Origin of the sequence: Frankia sp. AiPs1 (assembly GCF_023716945.1) — a bacterium.
Classification (GTDB): Bacteria; Actinomycetota; Actinomycetes; order Frankiales; family Frankiaceae; genus Frankia.
This window is the reverse complement of sequence record NZ_JAMQQF010000783.1, coordinates 1-2,111: the sequence shown is the minus strand read 5'-3', so window position 1 is coordinate 2,111 and position 2,111 is coordinate 1. Positions and strand designations below refer to the sequence as shown.

Here is a 2,111-nt window from a genome sequence, read left to right as displayed (position 1 = left end):
GGCCAGGTCGACGGGCTCGCGCCGGACGACCTCGGCGAACCGGCTGCGGCTGCGGGCGCTCATCGGCGTTCCGTCCCGCCCGCGTCGCCCGCGTCGGTCGCGTCGCCCGCGTCGCCCGGGGAGCTCGCCCGATCGCCGGCAGCCCCGGTCGCCGGCCCCGGAGCCGGGTTCGGCGCAGTGCCCTGTTCCGTCATGTCTGGAATTGTCGCTCCCCGGACCGGCCGGGTTCGGACGATGGTGCCCGGAGCCGGTATGTCCGCATCGGCGCCGAAACGACCTGCCGCGGTCGTGACCTGCGTGGCGGAATCGGCGGGTGATCGCCGCGCGGGGGGTCGAGGGGGTATGACGCGTGCCGCGACCACGTCATCCTCGGTAACCTGGACGCGCGTGCCCTCCGCCGTTTCGACCGTCAGCACGTGCGATGACCATGATCGTAGTGTCCCGAGGACGTCACTGAGAGGTATCGGACCCGGGATGCGCCTGCGGATCATGACTCGCGCGCCGATGTCGGCCTGAGTGATGCGGACGACATACACCACCAGCGCACGCCCTTGTTGTCGACACGGAACTGTCCATGTCGATACTAAGGACTCAGTCGCCCGCGAGCCCGAGGAGGAACAACCGGTGACCTACGTCATCGCGGAGCCCTGCGTCGATGTCAAGGACAGGGCCTGTATCGAGGAGTGCCCGGTCGACTGCATCTACGAGGGTGGACGGATGCTCTACATCCAGCCCGACGAGTGCGTCGACTGCGGAGCATGTGAGCCGGTCTGCCCCGTGGAGGCCATCTACTACGAGGACGACGTGCCCGATCAGTGGAAGGGGTACACGGACACCAACGCCAACTTCTTCGAGGAGCTCGGTTCGCCGGGCGGTGCGTCGAAGGTCGGGGCGCTGGACTTCGACCCGCCGGCGGTTGCCGCGCTGGCCCCCCAGGGCGAGTCCTGAGCCGCTCTGGGAGGTCGGGCAACACCTCCGGAGTCCTGCGGTCACCAGCCCGTTCCCGCGTGCGGCTGCCCGACTTCCCCTGGGATCAGCTCGTCTCCTACAAGGAGAAGGCCCGCACGCACCCCTACGGGCTCGTCGACCTCTCGGTGGGAACTCCGGTCGACTCCACCCCGGCCGTCGTCCAACAGGCGCTGGCCGGTGCAGCGGATGCTCCGGGCTATCCGCTGACGGTCGGCACCCCGGATCTTCGGGAGTCGGCGGCGGGCTGGTTGGCCCGCCGGCTCGGCGTCCTCGTGGATCCGGGTGCCGTCCTGCCGGTGCTCGGTACCAAGGAGCTGGTCGCCCAGCTCCCGGGGCAGCTCGGGCTCGAACCAGGAGACCGGGTCTGGGTGCCGACGCCGGCATACCCGACCTATGAGGTCGGTGCTCTGCTTGCTCGCTGCGAGCCGGTCGTCGGCCCCGCGGACGGGGTGACGCTCGTCTGGCTGAACTCGCCCGCCAACCCGACGGGGCGGGTGCTGACCGTCGACGAGATGCGAGCGGTCGTCACCTGGGCCCGCGAGCGGGGCGTGATCGTCGCCAGCGACGAGTGCTACATCGAACTGGGCTGGGAGAGCCGGCCGGTCTCCGTGCTGCATCCGGACGTCTGCGGGGGTTCCCACGAGGGCCTGCTTGCGGTGCACTCCCTGTCCAAGCGGTCGAACCTCGCGGGCTACCGGGCCGGTTTCGTCACCGGCGACCCGCAGCTCGTCGAGGGGCTGACCGGGGTCCGCAAGCACGCCGGGTTCATGATGCCGACCCCGGTGGCGGCGGCGATGACCGCCGCCTACGCCGACGACATCCACGTCGCCGACCAGCGGGCCCGCTACGCCAACCGGCGGGCGGTCCTCGCGGCGGCGCTCGCGGTCGCCGGATTCACCATCGACCACAGCGAGGCCGGCCTGTACCTGTGGGCCACCCGCGGCGAGGACGCGTGGGCGACGGTCGACGCCCTCGCCGGGGTCGGCGTGCTCGTCGCGCCCGGGACGTTCTACGGCGAGGGCGGCCGCCACCATGTCCGGGTCGCCCTCACCGCGCCGGACTCCCAGGTGGCGACCGTCCCCGAGCGGATGACCATGCTGGCGCCGGCCGTCCTGGGGGCCGGCGCGGGATCGCACCCGGCC

2 protein-coding genes are annotated in these 2,111 nt (G+C 71.6%); both read left to right on the top strand.

Annotated features, from left to right (window positions below; translation table 11 throughout):
• Positions 1-624: 624 nt before the first annotated feature.
• On the top strand, positions 625-948 hold the full coding sequence (fdxA, locus tag ND748_RS30615; protein ID WP_009742053.1) for a ferredoxin: 324 nt from the start codon (positions 625-627) through the stop codon (positions 946-948).
• 59 nt (positions 949-1,007) lie between these two features.
• Positions 1,008-2,111 (top strand): succinyldiaminopimelate transaminase (gene dapC / locus ND748_RS30610; protein WP_251749765.1); only part of this gene is annotated, 1,104 nt, incomplete at its 3' end.